Source organism: Pseudophaeobacter sp. 1A09344 (assembly GCF_041008745.1).
GTDB lineage: Bacteria > Pseudomonadota > Alphaproteobacteria > Rhodobacterales > Rhodobacteraceae > Phycobacter > Phycobacter gallaeciensis_A.
The window spans coordinates 38,461-58,798 of record NZ_JAXGFS010000014.1 but is presented as its reverse complement, the minus strand read 5'-3'; the positions used below and the strand labels follow the sequence as shown (position 1 = coordinate 58,798).

The following is a 20,338-nucleotide window of genomic DNA, read 5'->3' as shown; positions in this document are numbered from 1 at the left end:
CAATGGCGGCGCGGACCACCGCTTTTAGGAGACAGCAAAATGAGCCATCTGCTCGACAGATTGAACTTCCTCCAGTCCAAGGAACTCGAACAGTTTTCCGACGGATTTGGGAAAGCCACGAATGAAAGCCGCGATTGGGAAGACACCTATCGCAACCGCTGGCGGCACGACAAAATTGTGCGGTCTACCCACGGAGTGAATTGCACGGGGTCCTGCAGTTGGAAGATCTACGTCAAATCCGGGATCGTTACCTGGGAGACGCAGCAGACCGACTACCCGCGCACCCGCGCCGATCTGCCAAACCACGAACCACGCGGTTGCGCACGTGGTGCGAGCTACAGCTGGTATCTCTACTCTGCGAACCGGGTCAAAAACCCTCTCGTGCGCGGTCGGTTGATGAAAATCTGGCGCAAGATGCGCGAGACGATGGAGCCGATCGAGGCCTGGACCAAACTGCAGGCTGATCCGATCCTGCGCGCCTCTTACGTGGAAACACGCGGCAAGGGCGGCTTCGTGCGCGCCACTTGGGACGAGGCGACCGAAATCACGGCGGCCGCAAACGCGTATACGGCCAAGACCTATGGCCCCGACCGCGTCTTTGGCTTCTCGCCGATTCCTGCAATGTCGATGGTCAGTTATGCGGCCGGGTCACGCTATCTCAGTCTGATGGGCGGCGTCTGCATGTCGTTCTATGATTGGTACTGCGACCTGCCGCCTGCCTCGCCCATGACCTGGGGCGAACAGACAGACGTGCCGGAAAGTGCCGACTGGTACAATTCGGGCTATTTGCTGCTTTGGGGCTCCAACGTGCCGCAAACGCGGACACCTGACGCCCATTTCTATACTGAGGCACGCTACAAGGGCACCAAGTCCGCCGTCATTTGCCCCGATTATTCCGAGGCCGCCAAGTTCGGCGACGTCTGGCTAAACGCCAAGCAGGGCACGGATGCTGCCCTGGCGATGGCCTTTGGCCACGTCATCTTGCGTGAATTCCACTTGGACCGTCAGGCCGAATACTTCGAGGATTACACCCGCAAATACTCGGACTTCCCAATGCTGGTGAAGCTGGACGAAAAGGACGGCAAGCTGGTGCCGGGCCGCTTCCTGAGAGCCGACGATCTGGACGGCAAATTGGGTGAAAACAACAACCCGGAATGGAAAACTGTTGCGTTTGATGAGGCCTCCAAAGCCTTTGTCGCACCCAACGGGTCTGTCGGGTATCGCTGGGGCGAAGACGGTGAATGGAACCTCGAAGAAAAGGCGAAAGAGGCCGAGACCAAGCTCAAGATGAGCTTCGTTCTGGAAGAAGACCATGACGATGTTCTGGGCGTCGACTTTCCCTACTTTGGTGGCGAGGCGTTCGGCCAATTCAAGACAGATGCCGATCACCCTGACGTTCTGACCCGCAACATCCCGGTGAAAAAGATCAAAACCGAAGATGGCGAGATTGCGGTCGCGACCGTGTTCGACCTGTTCTGTGCCAACTACGGCTTGGACCGTGGTCTCGGCGGTGACTGGGTCACATCGGACTATGCCAATGACATGCCTGGTACGCCTGCTTGGGCCGAGAAGATCACTGGCGTCCCGGCTGACAAGATCATCCACGTGGCCCGCGGATTTGCTGACAACGCAGAGAAGACGAACGGCAAGTCGATGATCATCATCGGGGCCGCGATGAACCACTGGTTCCACATGGATATGAACTATCGCGGTGTCATCAACATGCTGGTGATGTGTGGCTGTGTTGGGCAATCCGGCGGTGGCTGGGCACACTATGTGGGGCAGGAAAAACTGCGCCCGCAGACCGGCTGGCAACCTCTGGCCTTTGCGCTGGATTGGAACCGTCCTCCGCGGCACATGAACTCGACTTCAGCATGGTATGCGCACACGGATCAGTGGCGCTATGAGACCCTTAAAGCAGACGAGATCCTGTCACCCACAGCGCCCGAGGGCGACTGGGACATTTCCCTGATCGACTACAACATCCGCGCCGAACGCATGGGCTGGTTGCCGTCTGCTCCGCAGCTCAAGACCAACCCGTTCGAAGTAGCCAAGGCGGCCAAGGCGGTGGGCAAGGAAATCCCGGCCTATGTGGCCGAGAACCTGAAGTCCGGGGATCTGGAAATGTCCTGTGAGGACCCGGATAACCCTGCCAACTGGCCGCGCAACTTGTTCGTGTGGCGTTCCAACCTGCTCGGGTCTTCGGGCAAGGGGCACGAATACTTCCTCAAGCACCTGCTTGGCACCGATCATGGTGTGATGGGCAAGGATCTTGGCGAAGACGGCGGACAATTGCCCAAGGAGGCTAAGTGGCATGAAGATGCGCCGCGGGGCAAGCTGGACCTGCTTGTGACCATCGACTTTAGGATGAGCACGACCTGCGTCTATTCCGACATCGTTCTACCAACGGCCAGTTGGTACGAAAAGGACGACATGAACACGTCGGACATGCACCCGTTCATCCACCCGCTGCAAGCGGCGGTCGATCCGGCCTATGAGTCCAAATCCGATTGGGAAATCTTCAAGGCAATCGCCAAGAAATTCCAGCAGATCGCGCCGGGCTATCTGGACAAAGAGACAGATATCGTCGCCCTGCCGATCCTGCACGACACCCCTGCGGAGATCGCGCAGGACCAGGTGAAGGACTGGAAGAAAGGCGAATGCGACCTGATCCCGGGCAAGACCGCCCCTGCTTTCGTAGCGGTCGAGCGGGACTATACCGCGATCTATGACCGCTTCACGGCGCTTGGCCCGATGCTCGATGAACTCGGCAATGGCGGCAAGGGCATCACTTGGAACACCGAGGACGAGATCGACAACCTGTCGGCTCTCAATGGCGTGCAACTGGACGGCGCGGCAGCGGGACGCCCAAAGATCGAAACGGCCATTGACGCTTGCGAAGTCATCCTGATGCTCGCACCTGAGACGAACGGCAACGTCGCCGTGAAGGCTTGGGAGGCTCTGGAAAAAGCCACGGGGCGCGAACATGCGCATCTGGCTGAAGGCGAACATGGCAACAAAATCCGTTTCCATGATATCGCAGCTCAACCGCGCAAGATCATCTCCAGCCCCACATGGTCGGGCATCGAGTCGGAGAAAGTCAGCTACAACGCGGGCTACACAAACGTCCACGAGCTGATCCCGTGGCGGACCCTGACAGGGCGGCAACAGCTTTACCAGGATCACCTCTGGATGCGTGCATTCGGCGAAGGCTTCATGTCCTACCGCCCGCCCGTCGATCTGAAGACCATTACGGCGGATGTGCAGGATGAGGGCGACAACCTCGTTTTGAACTTCATCACGCCACACCAGAAGTGGGGCATCCACTCCACCTATACCGACAACCTGTTGATGCTGACGCTGAACAGGGGCGGTCCGGTGATCTGGATCAGCGAGAATGACGCCAAGAGCGCCGGGATTGTCGATAACGACTGGGTGGAGCTTTACAACACCAACGGTGCCCTGACGGCGCGCGCGGTTGTCTCGCAGCGGATCAAGGACGGCACAACGTTCATGTATCACGCTCAAGAGAAGATCGTGAACACGCCGGGCTCTGAGAAGACCGGGAACCGCGGGGGTATCCACAACTCTGTGACCCGCGCTGTTCTCAAACCCACACACATGATCGGCGGCTATGCCCAGCAGTCCTACGGCTTCAATTACTACGGCACCGTGGGATCGAACCGGGACGAGTTCGTCGTTGTCCGCAAGATGAAGAAAGTGGACTGGCTCGACAAAGAAAAGAGCTGGGAAGCACCTGCACAGGAGGCAGCAGAATGAGAATCCGCGCACAAATCGGCATGGTGCTGAACCTCGATAAATGCATCGGGTGCCACACATGCTCTGTCACTTGCAAGAACGTCTGGACGAGCCGGGACGGCGTTGAATACGCTTGGTTCAACAATGTCGAAACCAAGCCCGGCACGGGATATCCGACCGACTGGGAAAATCAGGATCGCTGGAAAGGCGGCTGGGAACGCACCAAGGCAGGCAAGTTGCAGCCCAAGCAGGGCAGCAAATGGCGCATCCTGTCCAACATCTTCGCCAACCCGTCCATGCCCGAGATCGATGACTATTACGAGCCGTTCGATTTCGATTATGACCACCTGAAATCAGCCCCGGAAATGGAGGCGTTCCCGACGGCGCGCCCCCGTTCCAAGATCACCGGTGAGCGGATCGAGAAGATCGAGAAAGGTCCGAACTGGGAAGAAATCCTGGGCGGTGAATTCTCCAAGCGCTCGCAGGACTACAACTTCGAGGGAATCCAGAAGGAGATCTACGGGGAATACGAGAATACCTTCATGATGTATCTCCCTCGGCTCTGCGAACACTGCCTGAACCCGGCATGTGCTTCGTCCTGCCCATCGGGCGCGATCTACAAGCGCGAAGAAGACGGCATCGTACTGATCGACCAGGAAAAATGCCGTGGTTGGCGGATGTGTGTATCGGGCTGCCCGTACAAGAAGATCTATTACAACTGGGAAAGCGGCAAATCCGAGAAATGCACCCTGTGCTACCCCCGGATTGAAAGTGGTAACCCAACCGTCTGTTCTGAAACTTGTGTCGGACGCATCCGGTATCTGGGCGTCATGCTCTATGACGCCGACAAGATCGAAGATGCGGCGAACATGGAGGACGAACAGGATCTCTATGATGCGCAACTGGGCGTGTTTCTTGACCCCAGCGACCCTTTCGTGATTGAGACAGCCCGCGCCGACGGCATACCGGAGGACTGGATCAAGGCGGCACAGGAAAGCCCGATCTGGAAGATGGCGATGGAGTGGAAGGTCGCCTTCCCGCTGCACCCTGAATACCGGACGCTGCCGATGGTGTGGTACATTCCGCCACTCAGCCCGATCCAGAATGCCGCCGAAGCCGGTGCCATCGGGACGGACGCCGGCATGCCGGACGTCAAGAACCTGCGTATCCCGGTCAAATACCTCGCCAACATGCTGACCGCAGGAGATGAAGAACCTGTTGTCACGGCGCTCGAGCGTATGCTGGCGATGCGATCCTATATGCGCTCCAAGACGATCGAAGGGGTGGTTGACGAAGCCATCGCTGCGCGCGTCGGCCTTTCTGGCCGCGTGATTGAGGACATGTACAAGATCATGGCTCTTGCCGATTACGAAGACCGCTTCGTCATCCCGACAACACACCGTGAACAGGTGGAAGAAGCCTATGACCTGCGTGGCGGCTGTGGATTCACTGACACCAACGGATGTGGCGGTGGCTCAACGAAGGGCTCGCTTTTCGGCGGCTCCAAAAAACCCCTCAAGATGCCAACGGAGGCGATGTGATATGGACCGGACCTTAAAAGCACTATCACTCATCCTGAGCTACCCGACGCGTGAGTTGCAGCAGGCGATGCCCGAAATCGGCGCCGTTCTGGCCTCGGACATACGTCTCACAGCAGCAGCCCGTCGGGCGTTGCGCCCGCTGGTGGAGGAGCTGACCGGACGCGACATCTATGACCTCGAAGAGCAGTTCGTCCTGCTTTTCGACAGATCGCGCACCTTGTCGCTCAACCTGTTCGAGCACGTGCACGGAGAAAGCCGGGATCGTGGCGGCGCCATGGTCTCGTTGGTCGAGACGTATCGGGAGGGCGGGTTTGATCCCGTCACCTCGGAACTCCCGGATCACTTGCCTGTTTTGCTGGAATTCCTGTCGACGCGTCCCTTCGCAGAAGCACAGGATACTCTGGCGGATGCAGCCCATATCTTTGAGGCGCTGAACGCCCGGCTTGTCCGGAGGGAAAGCCCTTATGGCGCTGTATTCGCCAGCCTTTTGCAATTGGCCGGGGTGAAAGCCGATCAGGACGCTGTTGCCGAGATGCTCGCGCAGCCTGACGATGATCCGACCGATCTGGAGGCTCTCGATGAGGTTTGGGAAGATAGCGAAGTGCTCTTCGGCCCCGATCCCAATGCTGGATGTCCCCAAGCGCGCGAAATGCTCGCGCAGATGGATCTGCCCGTTAACCCCGCACCGCGACACGCGGCTGAATAGGGAGACAAGACATGTTCTCGAACTTTGATATCAACTTCATCATCTTCGGCATATTGCCCTATGCAGCGCTGACCATCCTCGTTGTGGGATCAATCGCCCGCTATGACCGCGACCAATACACGTGGAAAAGCTCCTCTAGTCAGCTACTAAAGCGCAAACAACTGATCTGGGGCTCGATCCTGTTTCATGTTGGGATCATCACGATCTTTTTTGGGCACCTCGTTGGCCTGTTCACACCGGTCTGGGTGCTTGACGCACTAGGCGTGCCATATTCGCTCAAACAATGGATGGCCGTGATTATTGGCGGCCCTGCGGGTATCGCGGCCTTGATCGGTGCATCCCTGCTTATGCATCGTCGTCTGACTGAGCCACGGATCCGTGCAACGTCCAGCCGGATGGATATCACCATCATGGCATTGATCTGGTTGCAACTGGCCATTGGCCTGCTGACAATCACGCAGACCCTGCAACACATGGACGGCTCCGAGATGGTGCGTTTCATGAACTGGTCGCAGAGCATCGTCACTTGGAACATAAATGCATGGGTCACAGTGGTAGACGTGCATTGGCTCTACAAGTTGCACATCTTCCTTGGCTTGATCATCACGGCGCTCTTCCCCTTCTCGCGGTTGGTTCATATGGTTTCGGGCTTTGCAGCACCGTTCCGGTACCTTTTGCGGCCTGGCTATCAGATTGTGCGCTCGCGCCGTCAGAAAGCGTTGCCAAAGCGTGCCGATACCAAAGCGACACCGGCGGAGTAAAGCAAATGAACGCAGCACTCTTTCCTGATCTGGTCGTCAACGGCGAGCTTGTTCCCCACTCCCTGATTGCTGCGGAGACGCAGAACCAGGACGCGCCGAAAGGCAAACCTGGTATTGCTTGGCGCAAAGCGGTCAATGCCGTGGCGATCCGCACCTTGTTGTTGCAAGAAGCGCGGTCCCGCAGCGTCGAGGCAAAACCCAATGAGGTCGGCCCAGGGCGGTTTGAAACTGATGAGGAGGCCCTGATCAGGGGCCTCCTAGAGGAGGCGATCGATGTTGTTCCCCCAACCGAGGAAGATATCGCATCCGAATGGAAAAAAGATCCGACGCGCTTTCGAACACCGCCGCTTTGGGAAGTGTCCCATATCCTGTGCGCCTGCGATCCGCGGGACGAAGCAGCAAGCGCCAAAGCGCTCGCCCGAGCCAAGGAGCTGCTTGCCTTGGTGCTGGGTGAACCAAAGAGCTTCGCGGCACTGGCCGCGCGCGAGAGCGATTGCGGGTCCAAGACCTCAGGCGGGACGCTCGGCCAACTTGGCCCGAACGACACCGTTCCTGAGTTCGAGGCTGCCCTGCGTCACCTTGCTGAAGGCGAGATTTCGACAGAGCCGGTTCTGACCCGCCATGGCTATCATATCATCCGAATGGATGCGGTTGCGTTGGGGCAAGTCCTGCCATTCGAAGCCGTTCGCGGGAAAATTTCTGAAGCAATGGAGAAAGCAGCTTGGGCGCGGCAGTCCCATACCTTCATCACTCAATTGGTTGAAGCCTCAGATATCGAGGGGGCAGACCTGAGCATGGTCTAACTGGGAGGAGAGGACGATGGGAAAAGATCCTGAACGACTCTTGAGAACGGCAAGAGGTGAGGCTGCGGATGTTTCCAACTTGGACAATCCACTAGACTTCATCGCCGAAGATCATATGCGCGAACGGGAGGTCTGCGCAGTGATCGATCGGATTGTCGCCTCTGCATCCATGGAACGCGCGGAGATCGACCAAGTCCTCACCTTTCTGGAAGCGCAACTGCCGCAACATCTGGCTGATGAAGAAATTGATCTATTTCCGATGATGCTGAAACGCTGCGAGCCGGAAGATGAAATCGACAAGGTGATCGACAAGCTTCAATCTGATCATGGCCATGCCATCGCCGACGCGCCGGCGATTGTCGCGATCATCAGAGGTTTCGATAAACCTAGCTCGCGGCCCTCCCAATCGGATTGCGAGCAAATGAAGGATTTCGCCCATCATGCCCGCCGCCACTTAATTCTCGAAAACGCGGTCATCCTTCCTATCGCCCGGGCGAGACTGACCGACGAGGATCTGAACACAATGAGAAGGCACATGCTGGAGCGCCGTAGTCTAACGCCCACGCTCGGAGAATGAGACATGCTGAATGACCTTCTTGACCGCAACGTGAAATGGTCTGAACAGAAAAACACAGAAGAACCCGGTTATTTTGCACGTCTGGCAACACGGCAATCGCCTGAATTCTTCTGGATCGGCTGTTCTGACAGCCGGGTGCCTGCCAATGTCGTCGCAGGCCTCGATCCAGGCGAGGTGTTTGTGCACCGCAACGTGGCAAATATTATCCATTCGTCGGATATGAATATGCTTTCGGCGCTGGAGTTTGCCGTAGATGCGCTCAAGATCCGCGAGATCATCGTATGCGGTCACTACGGGTGCGGCGGGGTCAAGGCGGCGACCGAAGACCTGCCCCACGGCTTGGCGGACCACTGGCTTGAACCGATCCGGCGTCTTGCCCGGGCCTATGCCGTCGATTTGGCACAACAGGGCGATGACGAGGCACGAAGAGACAAGCTCGCGGAACTGAATGTGGTGGAGGGCGTTCGCCGGGTGGCTGAGACGCCCATTCTTCAACGGGCCTGGCGGGAACGCGTCAACATCCGTGTCCATGGGCTGATCTATGGCCTGAAAGACGGACGGCTTCGCGATCTGGATTGCACAGTTGGGCCGGGCCATTTTCAGGCGGAGGCCGCGCAATGACCGTCATCCAAAAGATTGAAAGCAGCGCTTGCGGGTGTGACGATCTCGTGCCTCAGGGTTCACTGATCAGTATTGATGAGGGGTTGGCCCGGATTGCGCGCCTGACAATGGCTGTTCCTGAAACCGAGCATGTCCCGCTAGCGCAAGCCGTAGGGCGGGTGCTGGCAAAACCTGTGCAGTCGCTTGGAATGGTTCCGCCTTTTGATAATGCCGCCATGGACGGGTACGCAATCAATACGGGCGACCTATCTGGTGAAGGGCCGTGGGAATTGACAGTCGTAGGGCGCGTTGCAGCAGGGCATGTCTCGAGCAACACGCTCAAGCGCGGGAGTGCGATCCAGATCTTTACAGGCGCACCTCTTCCAGACGGTGCAAACGCTGTCGTGATGCAGGAGCAGGTTTTGTGCACTGGCACCCATGTCCGTTTGCACGATGCCGTCAAACGGGGCGCTCATGTTCGCCGCGCCGGCGAAGACATGGCGAGGGGAAAGACGATCGCTCCAGCGGGACGCCTTCTCACTCCGCGAGACATCGCGGCCTGCGCGGCCGCCGGGCACGCTGAGGTGTGCGTCACACGACGCATCCGCGTAGCTCTCGTGGTCACCGGGGATGAGGTCGCCCAGCAAGGTGAGGCGCGGGGCGCCGCTGCGATATGGGATGTGAATACGCCGATGCTCTGCGCCGCGCTGGCGACGCCTGACATTGAGCTGTGCAGCGTCCGAGTTGCATTCGACACGCTCCCCGCGCTGCGCGCACAACTGGACGCTCTGTCGCAACAGGTGGACCTGATCGTTACGACTGGTGGTATATCGGTCGGCGAAGAAGACCATGTGAAGCCAGCCTTGGCTGAGCTTTCCGCCAAAATTGCCTTTAGCGGCGTCGCGTTAAAGCCCGGCAAGCCAGTGTCGTTTGGACATGTTGGGCGAGCGGTCTGGCTTGGACTGCCCGGTAATCCACTGTCTGCTTTCGTGACGTGGCAAATCTTCGGTTCAGCCCTTTGCAGGTTCCTCAGCGGACAAGCGCAAAGGCCCGCCCGCCGACGACATGTGGTATTGCAACATACGCTTCATCATAAACCGGGCCGATGTGAGCTACGGCTGGCGCGCCTGACGGGCTTTGATAGCGCGGGACGAGAAATCGCTGAATTCGCGGAGGCAACTCATTCGGGTAGGGTGTCACTGCTTCCTGAAATGGACGGCTTGCTTTTCATTCCTGCCGACACCGAGGAATTGCCCTGTGGTGCATTGGTGGAGTTTCACCCTTTTTGAAGGACGAGGACAACAAGATATGAAGATCGCTTACACAATGGCTCCAGGCAGGGGAGATACCGACCTTCTGCTTTCACGGCTGGCGGGCAGGCTCGCTTCGCAAGGCTACGCAACCTGCGGCACAGTTCAGATCAATACGGATCGTGCAAATGGCCCGTGCGACATGGATGTGCAGGTCTTGCCAGACGGCCCGGTTCTGCGCATTTCACAAGATCTTGGATTGGGCTCTAAGGGATGCAGGCTGGACCCCGCTGCGTTGGAGACCGCCGTCGGCCTGGCGGAGGCGCGACTTGATCCAAATGTGGACCTCTTGATCATCAACAAGTTCGGCAAGCATGAAGCCGATGGTCGCGGCTTCAGAACCATCATTGCCACAGCGCTGGAGCTTGAAATTCCAGTTCTCGTGGGGGTCAACGCTCTCAATCTGGCAGCATTTAGAGAATTCGCCGGCCCAGAAGCCGCTCATTTAGAGCCATCTGAAGCGCAAATTCTTCAGTGGTTAGCGATGGTTTTGAGACCTAGGCAGGATGTTACTCGAGTGCTTCCTGTACCCGCCTAGTGCATTTCTCAAAATGTGCGAACGGCTTTGATTTAACACAAGACAGATTCGGGATCTGAGAACGGTTCGATGCGGGAACAAAGGTCGTGCAGATTTGCCTGTTTCAACCGGGTACAACTATGAACTGGAAGCGAGTTCTGTGACTTGTCCGCCCATGGAGGAGCGGACAGACTTTCTCGCTGGATCAGGGTCGTACCCACCAGAGGCGTGCAACTTGTGTGCAATCCAAAGTGAAGATCCGGAAAGCGCACGAAAGCAGCCTCTAACGGAAACGCGGCGAATTCACCCTATGTCCCGCGACTGGTTTGTCTGAACGGCATGCAGCGAAAGCACGGTCTTGGTTCCAGCCAGAACAACGCCCATGAACGGCTGGTATGGTGAAATCCGCTGTGCCGCCGTAAATGCTACGCCGCAGGCGCGAGGGTTTTCTGCATCAGCAAACATCAAAAACCGAATGTCGGCAGAGTCCGCATCTTTCCTCTTCATCTCGAGCGCAGCGAAGGTCCGGTCTTGAGATTTTTCGCAGTAGATGGCTTTGAAGTTAGTCTGCGAACACCTGTCTTGCCGACGCGAGCCTCATCCAGTCCCGACCGCCGAATGCGACGAGAGCGAGATAAACAATTCCGGTATCTAAATCCGGTTTGAATACGATGGTCAGTCGGTGACCTGCGCCGCCATGGCGCACGAGCCATCCGTCCAGCTTGCCGCTGAGGCGAGCACCGGATTTTGGCTTTTCGGCAATCTTCTGGATAAGGGTATCGATTTCATCGAGCCTGCGGCTTGCTGCAGCAACGTCACCGTCAGTCACGTCGACAATATGATCAACGATACCGATAAGGTCCCGTTCAAAGAACGGATGCCTGACAAAACGCATCAGGTCTTCTGAGCCATCGCCGCAAGATGGGCCCGGGCGCCTTTAGTGACGTCGGCGGCATCGCCGACGGGTTCCCATTGATCGAGAGGCAGAGACAGACGACGCTCTAATTCTGCTTCGAGCAGAGACCGTTCACGATCTCGCTCTGCCTTGGCCTTCGCCAATTCACCCGAAACAGCCGCGCTCATATTTGGGTACTCTCCAGCTTCGACCAGTTCCTTGGCAAATGTGTAGGCCGTGTCGGTGAAACTGACGGATTGCTTTTGAACGCTCATCGCGGACTCCTTGGTGCTCCAACAGACTACCGAATTTTGCCGCTTCTGGCAAGCAAGTCAGGCGGACCGAGCGAAATGCGTCAACAGCCTTCCGGCCTCCCCAGCTCGCCAGCCATGTCGCAGGGGAGAACGGCCCTTCGGTCCGTCGCGCATTCGGCCATGCGGCCTCACCGCGGCGTCGCACCCGGCATCCCGGTTTGCCCGCCTCGCGAGCACGTCCCTCCCCGGCCGCTCCGCCGGATTGCGCTCTGGTCTGTTTTGGCCTGAGGCCAAAACGATCCCGCCGCTCCATCCGTCTCCCGCGTCCGGTCGGGCCGTTTGCCTGCTCAGGTCGGGCAAACCTACCGTCAAAACACACACACATGAGTGCGGAAGCATATCCTCCGGATGGCCCCCAAATCAGCCCGCGTCAAGGATCGCAAAACTTTTCGGCGAGGGCGGAGCCTGTGGCATGGGGCGGTCCCGTGCGTGAGGGTGCGCGTGTGTCGGGTGCTGCGCGCGGAAAACTTTTGCGCCCGGCAAGCCGGCGGCTGCGCCGTCCCTGACCCGGGCAGATTCGGAAACCAGTCATTCGGCCATGCCCCCACACTCACGTGGTGGCCTAGAAACCGAACACTGGAGACCAGACATGGCTTACGACACTGCAAACACCTACGAGACCATCGAGCTTTTCGGACTGACCGAGAAGGACGCACAGCTCCCGATCCCGGAGGATCACATCCTGACCGACCGCATCATCCGCGAGAGCTTCGAGGCTCTGCTTGGCCCGCTGCGCGGAACCGGGCTTGAAGCCGAAATCGAACCGCTGGCCCATGGGCTGGCGACGATCCTGCAGCGGCGCAAGGTGGCGCTCGGCAAGGAGGTCGACCGCACAGCCGACAAGATCGGCGCTCTGGCAAAATCCCACGATGGATCGGAGATCGCCGAGACCGCGCTCGAAGAGGCGCAGGCGCGTTTTCTGCAGTTGCGCGAGATCATCAGCGCCATCGAGGTGATGAGCGAGGCGGCGGCGGAATGCTACGAGGTCGAGACGGGCCACGCCTTCATCCCGGCAGCCGGGTCGCGCGCAAGCGTCCGGGCGCAAGAGACCGGGGCGGTCTTCGAGGCACGGCAGCTGCTGGAGCAGCACGATCGCGAGACGGCTGCGAAGTCGAAGGTCGAGGGGGTGCCCCTGATCGTCTCGGGCGCCACCGACTGGACCGATGTTGATGTGATCTTCAACACGCTCGACAAGGTTCGCGAACGGATCAAACAGAACCGCAATCAGGAGATCTTCCTCTGCCACAAGGGTGGCAAGCACGGGGCGGAGATGATTGCGGCTCGGTGGGCCCGGGCACGGGGTGTCGCGCAGGCGCGCTTCGATCCGCGCTGGTCCGCGCATGGGCGGGCGGCGCCGTTCAAGTGCAACGACGAAATGCTGGACGACAAGTTCGCCGCGACGGGGGTTGTCCTCTTCGGCGGCAACGGGGTCGCGCTGAACCTCGGGCAGAAGGCGGAAGCGAAAGGCCTGACGGTCATGCGGGTTGCGGACCCGGCGAAGAAGACTGCGCAGGATTGAAGAGAGGGGGTCGCGCTTGGCGCGGCCCTTTCGTCATGTCTCATGGCGCGTGCGGTCGGTCACGCGTTATCGGCAGCTCACGGCGGCCAGCACCGTTATCCCTCTACCCAGTCCGTCAGAGTGTGGCCCATCCGCATCGGTATGGGCTGGGGATGGTGCGCACCTCACGCACATCGTCAGCATCGCAAGACACGAAGGCTCGAAACGTCGCACTTGAGGCTAAAGACTTGCGCGTCCCTCGGGTGGTGTTTCGGAATATCGCATCCACGCGGGCGGGCTCCGTCAGCACCCCGGCCAGGCTCGGCGGGACGCGGATGGTGGCGGCTGCGTGATGGCAAGGGTCATCCGGATCACTCCTTTTTGCTCATAGATGTGGATCGCACGGGGTCGGCCCGTCCGTGCCCTCAGCTCATGCTTCGGCAAGCACAAATACGGCTTCCACGGCTAGCCGCGGACCCTCCGCATTTGCGCTTGCGACCGGGCCTCCTGCCCCCGTGCTGGGTGATCCCCATCGCAACAAGGAGTAACCCAAATGACCAACCACTGCGTCGCTACCGTCCCCGTCAAGTTCACCGATACCGATGGCCAGGAGCGCACCCGTTTTCAGCGCGTGGGTGCGATGTTCCGCAACACCCGCAACGGGGACGGCTCGGAGTTCTTCAGCCTCAAGCTCGACTTCCCGGTCGCGGTCTCGGAGCTGGTGATGTTCCCGCCGAGCGCGAAAGATCCCCAGGACTAAATCCTCTGACGAGGATGGGCCGCCCCAGGACGATCTTGGGGCGGCCCGATCCCTGTTCCAGGGATGCCGGTCCCTACGCGTTCAACGGACGCACTCCGCCCGGAATGATCAGGCCGCGACAGACCGGCCAGTCAGCCTCAAGGGGGCCATCCACAAAAACCTATCGGCCAAGGCCTCCCGGTTTTTGCGGCAGAGATTTGGCAAGCCAAATCTGGCCCTCCTTGACCCTGCCTGTCCGCCCTGTCGGAGGGGTTTGCGCCCGCCCGCGGTTCCGTCCGAACACATGGGTGTTCGGCCAGACCCTCGGGCGGGGCTGGCGGACGGGACCCCTAGGACAGGTGGTGCAATCGGTGGTGAGGGCGGCAGAGCCGCGTCCCTGCGGGCAGCGGGGGAAGCGGACACCAAGGCTGCCTGAGCCTGAATGCGACGTAAGTATATAATTGACAGCTTGGTATATTATTGTAAGGTAGAGGCAGCCTTGGTGGAAGGTGGCAGGAAATAGGGGGTCTTTCTTCCGCATGTCCCGAACAAAACGCCTGACAGAGATCGAGAAGATGCAGATCGTCCGCGAGGCCGCGGAGGGTGTGTCGACGTCCGAGCTGGCTGAGCGTTTCGAGGTCACATCGCGGGCCGTGCGCTACGTCCTGAAAGCTGATGCCGAGCGCCAGGCCGATGCCGCGATCCCGGTCTCAGCAGTCAGTGTGAAGGTCACGGCTGCGGAGCTGGCGGCGCTCGACGAGGTGTTGGCGAAGGCGGGGATCGAGAGCCGGGCCGAGGGGTTGCGGCGGCTCATTCAGGCGGCGGGTGGCGTGTTTGTCCCGGACGCGCAGATGGCGGCTGAGATGGCGCGCTATCGCGCCTCGCTGCACGAGGTCGGCAATGGGGTCGCGCAGATCGCCAAGCAGATGACGCAGGCCAACCGGCGGGGGCAGGGGGCAGGGGGCAGCACGAGTGCCGAGTTCACTGAATTGCGCCTTGCACAGATGCGCGGGCTGGCGCGGTTCATTCTGGATTCCGCTGACGAGATCGACCTGCTGCTGCGGCGTCGGCGCGACGTCATGCAGCTGGAGGCCACGGCCGCGCTGAGGGAGTTTGCCCATGCGGCTGAATGATGCTGTCCATGCCGTCACGGGCGAGGTCTTTCGGGATGGCTGGAGCCGCGTCCGGGGCTCGATGCAAGGGCTGCACGTGGCCAAGCAGACCCAGCTTGTGCGCGCGGCAGCAGGGCATCGGCCGGCGGTCTTCAAGGCAATCCGAAGCGGGGGCACGCACACGAAATCGCAGCTCGCAAACCAGCTCGATTACCTCACGACCAAGTCCACCCATATCGTGGACAGTAGCGGGTTCCTGGATGGCAAAGCGAAGCTCGAGGCGGGTGACATCAAGGATCTGACCGAGCGCTTTGCCAAGCGGTGGGATGCGGGCTTCAAGCCCAAGCTCGGACAGACCACCCACATGCTCATGTCCTTCCCCATCGGCACGCGCGGCGAGGATGTGCGCGACATCGCGACTGATGTGGCGGAGCGGTTTTTCCAGACCGACGAGGGGCATTTCGACTACATCATCGCAGTGCATGAAGACCGCGATCACCCGCATGCGCATCTGGTGCTGAACCGTCGCTCGCAGGAAGGCGAGTTCTTCTTTCTGGGGCGCAACCATCGCTTCAACTATGACGACTTCCGGCTCGCCATGGTCGAGGAGGCCGAGAAGTACGGCGTGCGGCTGGAAGCCACGCGGCGGGTGGAGCGCGGCGTCGTGCATTACCCGGCCCGGACCAGCGAGATCTACGCCGCGAAAGAAGAGGGTCGCGCGCCCCGCGAGCGCGAACGTGTGGGGGCCGACTTGACCCGGACGCTGGCGGAGATCGCCAACACCAGAACCGTCTACCATTCGCTTGCCGCGGAGGCTTCGCGTGAAGCCCGCGAGGATATTGCCGCGGCACTCTTCCGCGCGGGCGAGGTGCTGGCGCATGGCGGACAGATGGACCGAACAGGAGATGTGTATATGGCCGAGGATCAAAGCTTCGAGGATCTGAGAAGCCTCTATGCGGAAAAGCTCGCGCGGGTGCAGGGCATGATCGCAGAGAAGTCTGACGCGGAACGTCCCGTGCTGGAAAAACGTCTCATCGAGATCCAGACGCAGGTCCAGCACATGCAGCCTCTCGGATTGCGATCATCCACGCTGTCAGAGACCCCCTCGGAGGGTGGGATCTATTCCGAGGCCAATATCGACACCAACCAGCTCGCGCGTCTGGCTACGCCCGACTTGAGATCGCGGATTGACGCGGCACTACACGGCACCGGGGTCAGCACATCGGAAGTGGTGGCCCGGATCGAGACCGGGGCCGCGAATGCCGCGCTGGAGCATCAATGGATCGCAGATGATCTCTCCAAGGTGGCTGAGGCGCGCGATCTGAACCTCGAGCGCCGCGCCGATCTGGAACAGGCGCGTGACATCCTGAATGACGTGCATGTGGAACTTGGCACGCTGTTGGAGCGCGAGAACGTGCTGCGCCGGGATGGCGTCATGGAAGCGGAACCGATCAGCGAGCGGTTCCATTATCACCGGGACGCGGTCCGGGCGATGGAAGGGACAATCCGTCAGCAGATGCGCGCAGAGGGCCTGACAGCGCAGCGGATCGAAGACCGGGACTGGGAGGTGGTCTCAAAGGCAGAGCGCCGGATTGAGACGGAGCAGCGTGCATATCTCGAGGCACACCCGGATCTGCTCGCACGCCCCGGCGATGTGATTGACCGGTCTGAGCCTTACAGGGAGACCATTACCGATGCGGCCCGCGCCAGCGAGATCACCCGCGAGGTCGACCGGATCATGGAGGGACGCGATATCCGCACGCCCGTTGCAGATGCTGTCACGGATGAATTCAGGGAGCGCTATCCGGACATGCCGTCCCACCTCGCCCGCGGGCTCGGCGCGACCTATGCCGCTGTCGTCGAGATACGGGACACGGAGGCCATCAATCAGGTCCGCCGCGAAAGCGAGTTGCGCGACGGACTTGGGGTTGGCACGCGCGACGACATCCTCGCGGCCCGCGATGAAACTGCACCGCTGTCTGACCGATCCGGCCGCCTCTCAGACGAAATCGCGCGTGTTCTGGACCATGAGCGGGCAGGGGAGTTGTCCGCGCCCTTCGAAACCGAGGCGGAGCGGGACGCCTTCCGCGAGGAGATCGCGCGGGTGCTGGACGTGCGCCAACTCGACCGGCTCACATCCGGCGATGCCGATGCGCTGGACAAGGTTCTCGAGGATCGTCTCGACCGGCTCTATGTCGCCAAGGTCTATCTGCAATCCGATGCCGCCACGGCCAACACGGAGGCCTTGCGCCAGGTGGTCGATGACCTCGCCGATGCCGAATACGAAAAACACCGCGCGACAGACGTGGATGGCGAGACCGAGCGGGGACAGGTCCATTGAGCGCCGCCATGGGAAAAGCGCGGATCGCCACGGGCGTCCTTCTGGTGACGCTTGTGAGTGGGGCCATGGGCTATACCATCGCCTCGGCGGTGCTGACCTACCAGGATCTCGGCTTCGGGGCCGAGATCGACTTTGCCTATATCGCGCAGAACTACATGGCGATCCTGGACCGCCGCCCGGAGGATGCCCAACTCATTCACCTGATCATCGGCAGCTTTGCCGCCGCCGGCCTGATGCTGAGCCTCGCCCTCTCGGGATCGGCCCTCACACGGTTTGGCCAGACGCATTGGCAGAGTGCGCGCGAGATGAAGGCCAATGGGTTTTTCGGGGCGCCCGGGACCGGGTTCATCCTCGGCAAGCTGGGGACGCCTGGCTCTCGCGCCAATTACATTTGCTCGAAGGTTTTCCCGCATGCGCTGATCGTGGCGCCCACGGGCCGCGGCAAGACCACGGGCTTTGTCATTCCGAACCTGCTGACCTGGCAAGGCTCCGCCGTGACGCTCGATGTGAAGGGCGAGTGTTTCGAGGCCACGGCCCGGCACCGCGCAGCCCAAGGCGACAAGGTCTATCGCTTTGCCCCCACCGATTGGGAGGGCAAGCGCACGCATCGCTACAACCCGCTCCTGCGCATCTTTGAGCTGAAAGATCCCGCGCGCCAGCAGATGGAATTACAGCTTCTCGCAACGCTCTTCCTGCAGAGCGACAATGACCGGGTGCAGGGCCTCCTCAAGGGTGGGATCGATCTCTTCGTGGCAGCAGGCCTGCTGGCCTTCCAACGCAAGCGCCCCACCTTGGGCGAAATCTATCGGATCGCCGCCTCGGGCGGGAACAAGCAGAAGGAATACTTCGCGCGCGGCCATGAGGTCGATAACAGGGCCGCCAAGTTGATCTTCACGCGGCTGGCCTCAACCAACAACGATACGCTGACCTCTTACGTCTCGCTCCTGATGACATCGGGGCTCGATCAATGGCAGAACCCGGCCATCGATGAGGCGACAGCGGTGTCGGATTTTGATTTCCGCACGATCCGGAAAAAGCCCTTTTCGGTCTATCTCGTCGTCCAGCCGCTGATGGTCAAACCCCTCGCGCCGCTGATCCGGCTGTTCTTTTCCGATCTCCTCTCCGCCATGCAGGAGAAAGACCCCGGACCTGACGAACCCTGGCCCGTGATGATCATGCTCGACGAGTTCAACCGCCTCGGCAAGATGCCCATTGTGGTCGAGAGTATCGAGACCTTGCGGACCTATCGCGGACATTTGGCCGTCGTCACCCAGACCATCCCCGCCCTCGATGAAATCTACGGCGAGAACACCCGCCGCGCTCTGCAAGGCAACGCCGGCGTGAAGCTCTACCTTACGCCCTCGGATGAAAAAACCGTCGAGGAGCTGAGCAAGGCGGTCGGCAAGACCACCAAAACCGTCATCACGCGCTCTCAGTCTATCGGCAAGAACCCCTTCGAAGGGCGCAGCCAGTCCACACGGACCGAAGAGAGCTCTCTGCTACCCGAAGATGAGGCCCGCCGCCTGCCGCTCGACGAGATCGTCATGGTGATCGATGCGCAAATGCCGGTCCGGGCGAAGCGGATCCAGTATTTCGACGACCGGCTGTTCAAGGCGATCTACGCGGCGCAGACAGGCGAGTTGCCGTTTCCGGAGCCGGGGGGAGGCGGATCACAGGGTACGCTGCCGCTGAGTATGCGCGCCATGCCGATGACGCCGCCAGCGAAAGGGTCAGGCGGATCCGAGGCCGATATCGAGGCAGCAGACCAGGCTGCTGCAGGTCAGCCGTCAGCGCATGTCGTGCCAAAGAAGACCGCGCCCGTCGTTCAAGCCGTCATCGCTGAGGAACAGCGGCAGATGGAGATGGATTTTGAGGGCCCGGTCGCGGATGCCGAGACCACGAGCGTCGTGGGTGAGGCGCAGATGCGTTCCGCCGTCGATGGTCTCGATATGTTAGAGGCAACTATGGAGCGGAGCAAGAACGGCGTACGAGAAGGGATCTAGTTATCATATTGGTTCGTAGTCCGTTTTCGCGCGCTCAAGCCGTGCACCTACGGTATCCAACCCCCATCGACGATCAAAAAAGAATTCCAGCGCTTTTCTGGTTTCGACACGGAGCCATTCGCCTTCAAAGCCGAATTCACGTCTGACGACCTTTGCTTGCTCATCTGAAAGTCCTGTTTTTGGTCGCAGCCAAATGATTGCTCGAGTATTCCAGTCCACGTCCTCCGGCAGAGGCTTGTCTATGGGTTTCTCCTCGAACGAGCTGTCAGGATCGATGCGGATCGGGAGGTAGTTCCGATATTCACCGCGTTTGAAACTGTGGGCACGCAAGTGCACGCTTTCACCATCGGACGTGAAGCGGGTCGGTGCGATCCACTGCCCTTCGTCGGCACCGGACGACATTGATGTGTATCGGACGTGGACGGCGTTCCCCGACCTGATTGCTTGATGAAGAAACGCGATGGTCCTTTGATCTGCCTTCCGTTCCGGTCGCGGCAACGCGGACGAAGGCGTGTCTTCATCGACGCCCGCCAAGATATCGAATGCTTCGGTCAGGCCGGATGGTGCCAATGCCTCGTGCTCGCTCGCAGCTATGTATGTCTTTCGCACCGGATCATAGGTCGGCGGTGAACTGTGCGCGAGACCAAGATAGACACGGAAGTCCAGCGCTGCCTGCGCGGTCGAAATACCGAAGTGGTCGATCAGATCCTTGCGGTTTGCCATACCCCGCCAAGTCAGGCAGCGGTCCAGAAAGATCAGGCGCTCTCTCTGCGCATGTTTGAGGTCGTCGAGCTTCATGTGCGCATCCCTACCTTGACTCTGGCCTGTATGTCCATCTAGAAAATATACGAATAAAAAATAT

At 59.9% G+C, this 20,338-nt stretch carries 17 protein-coding genes; 14 read left to right on the top strand and 3 right to left on the bottom strand.

Annotation, left to right across the window (positions count from 1 at the left end; genetic code table 11):
• Window positions 1-39: 39 nt before the first annotated feature.
• Genes SM765_RS19745 through SM765_RS19705 form a run of 9 tightly spaced genes read left to right on the top strand, consistent with a single transcriptional unit; the run spans window position 40 to window position 10,595 of the window.
• Window positions 40-3,780: a nitrate reductase subunit alpha gene (locus tag SM765_RS19745; RefSeq protein ID WP_368981725.1), complete on the top strand. Its 3,741-nt coding sequence runs from the start codon at window positions 40-42 to the stop codon at window positions 3,778-3,780.
• Complete coding sequence (gene narH / locus SM765_RS19740) at window positions 3,777-5,300, top strand: nitrate reductase subunit beta (protein WP_368981724.1); 1,524 nt, start codon at window positions 3,777-3,779, stop codon at window positions 5,298-5,300. The genes SM765_RS19745 and narH overlap by 4 nt, the downstream gene beginning before the upstream one ends.
• Window position 5,301: 1 nt before the next feature.
• On the top strand, window positions 5,302-6,006 hold the full coding sequence (gene narJ, locus SM765_RS19735) for a nitrate reductase molybdenum cofactor assembly chaperone (protein WP_368981723.1): 705 nt from the start codon (window positions 5,302-5,304) through the stop codon (window positions 6,004-6,006).
• 11 nt (window positions 6,007-6,017) lie between these two features.
• The gene (narI, locus tag SM765_RS19730; protein WP_133344071.1) at window positions 6,018-6,767 is read left to right on the top strand and encodes a respiratory nitrate reductase subunit gamma; all 750 of its coding nucleotides are present in this window, start codon (window positions 6,018-6,020) and stop codon (window positions 6,765-6,767) included.
• Window positions 6,768-6,772: 5 nt separating this feature from the next.
• Complete coding sequence (locus SM765_RS19725) at window positions 6,773-7,570, top strand: peptidylprolyl isomerase (protein WP_368981722.1); 798 nt, start codon at window positions 6,773-6,775, stop codon at window positions 7,568-7,570.
• Window positions 7,571-7,586: 16 nt separating this feature from the next.
• Window positions 7,587-8,147 (top strand): hemerythrin domain-containing protein, encoded by a 561-nt coding sequence (locus tag SM765_RS19720; RefSeq protein WP_368981721.1) that lies wholly within the window; start codon window positions 7,587-7,589, stop codon window positions 8,145-8,147.
• A gap of 3 nt (window positions 8,148-8,150) precedes the next feature.
• Window positions 8,151-8,768, top strand: coding sequence for a carbonic anhydrase (locus tag SM765_RS19715; protein WP_368981720.1), 618 nt, complete (start codon window positions 8,151-8,153; stop codon window positions 8,766-8,768).
• Window positions 8,765-10,036: a molybdopterin molybdotransferase MoeA gene (locus SM765_RS19710; protein WP_368981719.1), complete on the top strand. Its 1,272-nt coding sequence runs from the start codon at window positions 8,765-8,767 to the stop codon at window positions 10,034-10,036. Before SM765_RS19715 ends, SM765_RS19710 begins: the two co-directional genes overlap by 4 nt.
• A 19-nt stretch (window positions 10,037-10,055) precedes the next feature.
• Window positions 10,056-10,595, top strand: coding sequence for a DUF2478 domain-containing protein (locus SM765_RS19705; RefSeq protein WP_368981718.1), 540 nt, complete (start codon window positions 10,056-10,058; stop codon window positions 10,593-10,595).
• A 541-nt stretch (window positions 10,596-11,136) separates the two neighbouring features.
• Here the strand turns inward: SM765_RS19705 and SM765_RS19700 are convergent.
• Together SM765_RS19700 and SM765_RS19695 are read right to left on the bottom strand one after the other, a co-directional pair.
• Entirely contained in the window at window positions 11,137-11,469 is a 333-nt protein-coding gene (locus SM765_RS19700; RefSeq protein ID WP_348408710.1) for a type II toxin-antitoxin system RelE/ParE family toxin, read from the bottom strand.
• Window positions 11,469-11,744, bottom strand: a complete 276-nt coding sequence (locus SM765_RS19695) for a hypothetical protein (protein WP_348408711.1) — start codon at window positions 11,742-11,744, stop codon at window positions 11,469-11,471. The genes SM765_RS19700 and SM765_RS19695 overlap by 1 nt, the downstream gene beginning before the upstream one ends.
• A gap of 628 nt (window positions 11,745-12,372) precedes the next feature.
• Here SM765_RS19695 and SM765_RS19690 point away from each other — a divergent pair.
• The 5 genes from SM765_RS19690 (at window position 12,373) to SM765_RS19670 (ending at window position 19,476) form a co-directional block, all read left to right on the top strand.
• Entirely contained in the window at window positions 12,373-13,302 is a 930-nt protein-coding gene (locus SM765_RS19690; RefSeq protein ID WP_368981717.1) for a DUF2493 domain-containing protein, read from the top strand.
• A gap of 532 nt (window positions 13,303-13,834) precedes the next feature.
• Entirely contained in the window at window positions 13,835-14,041 is a 207-nt protein-coding gene (locus SM765_RS19685) for a hypothetical protein (RefSeq protein WP_368981716.1), read from the top strand.
• Window positions 14,042-14,559: 518 nt separating this feature from the next.
• The gene (locus tag SM765_RS19680) at window positions 14,560-15,153 is read left to right on the top strand and encodes a transposase (protein WP_068240781.1); all 594 of its coding nucleotides are present in this window, start codon (window positions 14,560-14,562) and stop codon (window positions 15,151-15,153) included.
• Window positions 15,140-17,473, top strand: a complete 2,334-nt coding sequence (locus SM765_RS19675) for a relaxase/mobilization nuclease domain-containing protein (protein ID WP_368981715.1) — start codon at window positions 15,140-15,142, stop codon at window positions 17,471-17,473. The genes SM765_RS19680 and SM765_RS19675 overlap by 14 nt, the downstream gene beginning before the upstream one ends.
• A gap of 8 nt (window positions 17,474-17,481) precedes the next feature.
• Entirely contained in the window at window positions 17,482-19,476 is a 1,995-nt protein-coding gene (locus SM765_RS19670) for a type IV secretory system conjugative DNA transfer family protein (protein ID WP_368981775.1), read from the top strand.
• 3 nt (window positions 19,477-19,479) lie between these two features.
• Here SM765_RS19670 and SM765_RS19665 read toward each other — a convergent pair whose 3' ends face one another.
• The gene (locus tag SM765_RS19665; RefSeq protein WP_043754087.1) at window positions 19,480-20,274 is read right to left on the bottom strand and encodes a BrxR family transcriptional regulator; all 795 of its coding nucleotides are present in this window, start codon (window positions 20,272-20,274) and stop codon (window positions 19,480-19,482) included.
• Window positions 20,275-20,338: the final 64 nt, after the last annotated feature.

Coding starts and splice junctions, on each gene's coding strand:
- SM765_RS19745 (WP_368981725.1), top strand. CDS start 40: ATGAGCCATCTGCTCGACAGATTGAACTTCCTCCAGTCCAAGGAACTC.
- narH (WP_368981724.1), top strand. CDS start 3,777: ATGAGAATCCGCGCACAAATCGGCATGGTGCTGAACCTCGATAAATGC.
- narJ (WP_368981723.1), top strand. CDS start 5,302: ATGGACCGGACCTTAAAAGCACTATCACTCATCCTGAGCTACCCGACG.
- narI (WP_133344071.1), top strand. CDS start 6,018: ATGTTCTCGAACTTTGATATCAACTTCATCATCTTCGGCATATTGCCC.
- SM765_RS19725 (WP_368981722.1), top strand. CDS start 6,773: ATGAACGCAGCACTCTTTCCTGATCTGGTCGTCAACGGCGAGCTTGTT.
- SM765_RS19720 (WP_368981721.1), top strand. CDS start 7,587: ATGGGAAAAGATCCTGAACGACTCTTGAGAACGGCAAGAGGTGAGGCT.
- SM765_RS19715 (WP_368981720.1), top strand. CDS start 8,151: ATGCTGAATGACCTTCTTGACCGCAACGTGAAATGGTCTGAACAGAAA.
- SM765_RS19710 (WP_368981719.1), top strand. CDS start 8,765: ATGACCGTCATCCAAAAGATTGAAAGCAGCGCTTGCGGGTGTGACGAT.
- SM765_RS19705 (WP_368981718.1), top strand. CDS start 10,056: ATGAAGATCGCTTACACAATGGCTCCAGGCAGGGGAGATACCGACCTT.
- SM765_RS19700 (WP_348408710.1), bottom strand. CDS start 11,469: ATGCGTTTTGTCAGGCATCCGTTCTTTGAACGGGACCTTATCGGTATC.
- SM765_RS19695 (WP_348408711.1), bottom strand. CDS start 11,744: ATGAGCGTTCAAAAGCAATCCGTCAGTTTCACCGACACGGCCTACACA.
- SM765_RS19690 (WP_368981717.1), top strand. CDS start 12,373: ATGGCTTACGACACTGCAAACACCTACGAGACCATCGAGCTTTTCGGA.
- SM765_RS19685 (WP_368981716.1), top strand. CDS start 13,835: ATGACCAACCACTGCGTCGCTACCGTCCCCGTCAAGTTCACCGATACC.
- SM765_RS19680 (WP_068240781.1), top strand. CDS start 14,560: ATGTCCCGAACAAAACGCCTGACAGAGATCGAGAAGATGCAGATCGTC.
- SM765_RS19675 (WP_368981715.1), top strand. CDS start 15,140: ATGCGGCTGAATGATGCTGTCCATGCCGTCACGGGCGAGGTCTTTCGG.
- SM765_RS19670 (WP_368981775.1), top strand. CDS start 17,482: ATGGGAAAAGCGCGGATCGCCACGGGCGTCCTTCTGGTGACGCTTGTG.
- SM765_RS19665 (WP_043754087.1), bottom strand. CDS start 20,274: ATGAAGCTCGACGACCTCAAACATGCGCAGAGAGAGCGCCTGATCTTT.